Raw genomic sequence first — 2543 nt, 5'->3', positions numbered from 1 at the left:
TGCGGCAACGCCACCTCGAACTTCCTCAGCGTGGTCAAGGAAGGTCGCCGTCCGGGCCTGCAATTGCAGCGTGACGGTGAGTCGGTCGAAATGAAGCAATGGGCCGCTGAACTGCTGGAACAGATTGCTCCGCTGGCGGCGATGCTCGACCAGAGCGTTGGCGGCGATGCCCACAGCAAGGCCCTTGATGCGCAACTGGCCAAGGTCAACGACCCGTCCCTGACCCCATCGGCGCAGGTGCTGGCGGCCATGGCCGAGCACAAGGAAAGCTTTGCGCAGTTCTCCCTGCGCCAGAGCCAGACCCACGCCGAGTTCTTCCGCAGCGAGCCGTTGGCGGCTGACGAGCAAGCGAAGTTTGAACAACTGGCGCGCGCGTCGCTGGCGCAGCAGACCGAGCTTGAGCAGAACGAAGTCGGCGATTTCGATGTGTTTGTCGGCGCGTATCAGGCGAGTATTCTCGCCATCAGCAATTAAAGCCGCCCCGGCCTTGATCGTTCCCACGCTCTGCGTGGGAATGCAGCCTGTGACGCTCCGCGTCCCTTGAGGCGTTACCACGCAGAGCGTGGGAACGATCAGTCAAAGGCTCACATCCTCTCCTGCCTTAGATTTTTCCGCTCATAAGCTCATTCGAAAAAGTTATTTATTTCGGGATTCTTAGATCATTTAGTCTCCACTCACGCCGACATTCGGTCGCCTGATCTGGAGCTCTCAATTGAAACTGAATTTCCCGCTTCGCCTGCTCGCCGCCGCCTCACTGGCCGCTGCAAGCTTCCTGGCCCAGGCGGCCGACCTCACTGTCGCCTATCAGACTACCGTCGACCCGGCCAAGGTCGCTCAGGCCGACGGCGCCTACGAGAAAGCTACCAAGGCCGATATCAGCTGGCGCAAGTTCGATAACGGCGCCGACATCATCGCCGCCATCGCGTCCGGCGATGTGCAGATCGGCTACCTCGGTTCGAGTCCACTGACCGCCGCGACCACCCGCAAGGTACCGGTAGAAACCTTCCTGATTGCCACGCAGATCGGCGCCGCTGAAGCACTGGTCGCGCGCGACGGCTCCGGCATCAAGACTCCGCAGGATCTGATCGGCAAGAAAATCGCCGTGCCGTTCGTGTCCACCGGGCACTACAGCCTGCTCGCCGCGCTCAAGCACTGGAACATCGACCCGTCGAAAGTCACCGTGCTCAACCTCGCGCCGCCAGCGATCATCGCGGCGTGGAAACGCGGCGATATCGACGCCACTTACGTGTGGGATCCGGCACTGGGCGTGGCCAAGGAAAACGGCAAAGTGCTGATCACCTCCGGCGAGCTGGCCAAGTTCGGCGCGCCAACCTTCGATGCGTGGATCGTGCGCAAGGACTTCGCCGAGAAGCACCCGGAAATCGTCACCGCGTTCGCCAAGGTCACCCTCGACGCCTATGCCGATTACCGCAAGGATCCGCAGGCCTGGCTGGCCAACCAGAGCAACGTCGACAAACTGGTCAAACTATCCGGCGCCAAGGCCAGCGACATCCCATTGCTGCTGCAGGGCAACGTCTACCCGCTGGCGGCGGATCAGGTCAGTGATCTCGGCGCGCCGACCACCAAAGCCATCACTGACACTGCCGCGTTCCTCAAGGAGCAAGGCAAGGTCGAAGCCGTCCTGCCGGACTACGCGCCTTACGTCAGCGCCAAATACATCACCAACTGATCGGGAGATACAGCGATGGCCTTGCTACAGCTGGAGCGCATCAGCGCACAGTACCCGGGCAGCCCGGAGCCGGTGCTGGCGGATATTTCTCTGACCCTCGGGCCGCAGCAGTTGCTGGTCGCCCTCGGCCCGTCCGGCAGTGGCAAGACTTCGCTGTTGAACCTGATTGCCGGTTTCGTCGAGCCGAGTGCCGGGCGCATCACCCTCGACGGCGTGCCGGTCAAAGGCCCGAGCGCCGAACGTGGCGTGGTGTTTCAGGACGACGCCTTGCTGCCCTGGCAGGACGTCTTGGCCAACGTCGCCTTCGGCCTTGAACTGGCCGGTGTCGGCAAGGACAAACGCGAACAGCGCGCCCGGGAAATGCTCGCGCTGGTCGATCTCGCCGGCTTCGAAGAGCGGCGCATCTGGCAATTGTCCGGCGGCCAGAAACAACGCGTCGGCCTCGCCCGCGCCCTCGCCGCCGACCCGCGCGTGTTGCTGATGGACGAGCCGTTCGGTGCGCTTGATGCATTCACTCGCGAGCAGATGCAGGAGCTGTTGCTGCAAGTCTGGCAACGCACGGCCAAGCCGGTTTTCCTGATTACCCACGATATTGAAGAAGCGGTGTTCCTCGCCACGGACCTGATTCTGCTGGCGCCGAATCCAGGGCAGATCGTCGAGCGTCTGCAATTGGATTTCGGTCAGCGTTATGCCGCTGGCGAGTCGGCGCGCGCGATCAAATCCGATCCGCGTTTTATCGAAACCCGCGAGCACGTGCTGAGCAAAGTCTTCTCGCAACGCAGCGCCGTACCCCGGCAGGAGCGCGCATGAGCAGTTACGACGTTTCCGCTGCGGCGGTGAAAACACCTTCGGT

At 62.4% G+C, this 2543-nt stretch carries 2 protein-coding genes and 1 pseudogene; all 3 read left to right on the top strand.

What is annotated here, in order from left to right; translation table 11 throughout:
• Positions 1-474: pseudogene (locus tag OQK_RS00160) on the top strand (glutamate--cysteine ligase); the annotation flags it as partial.
• Positions 475-712: 238 nt separating this feature from the next.
• Complete coding sequence (gene tauA / locus OQK_RS00155) at positions 713-1690, top strand: taurine ABC transporter substrate-binding protein (protein WP_016770574.1); 978 nt, start codon at positions 713-715, stop codon at positions 1688-1690.
• Between the two features lie 15 nt (positions 1691-1705).
• Complete coding sequence (tauB, locus tag OQK_RS00150; RefSeq protein WP_016770573.1) at positions 1706-2500, top strand: taurine ABC transporter ATP-binding subunit; 795 nt, start codon at positions 1706-1708, stop codon at positions 2498-2500.
• The last annotated feature ends 43 nt before the right edge of the window (positions 2501-2543 follow it).

Origin of the sequence: Pseudomonas sp. R62 (genome assembly GCF_000257605.1) — a bacterium.
GTDB lineage: Bacteria > Pseudomonadota > Gammaproteobacteria > Pseudomonadales > Pseudomonadaceae > Aquipseudomonas > Aquipseudomonas atacamensis.
The sequence above is the reverse complement of the archived record's forward strand: the minus strand, read 5'-3'. Positions and strand labels throughout refer to the sequence as shown.

What these genes read in the sequence shown, in the direction of transcription:
- tauB (WP_016770573.1), top strand. Translation starts at nt 1,706, where the DNA reads ATGGCCTTGCTACAGCTGGAGCGCATCAGCGCACAGTACCCGGGCAGC.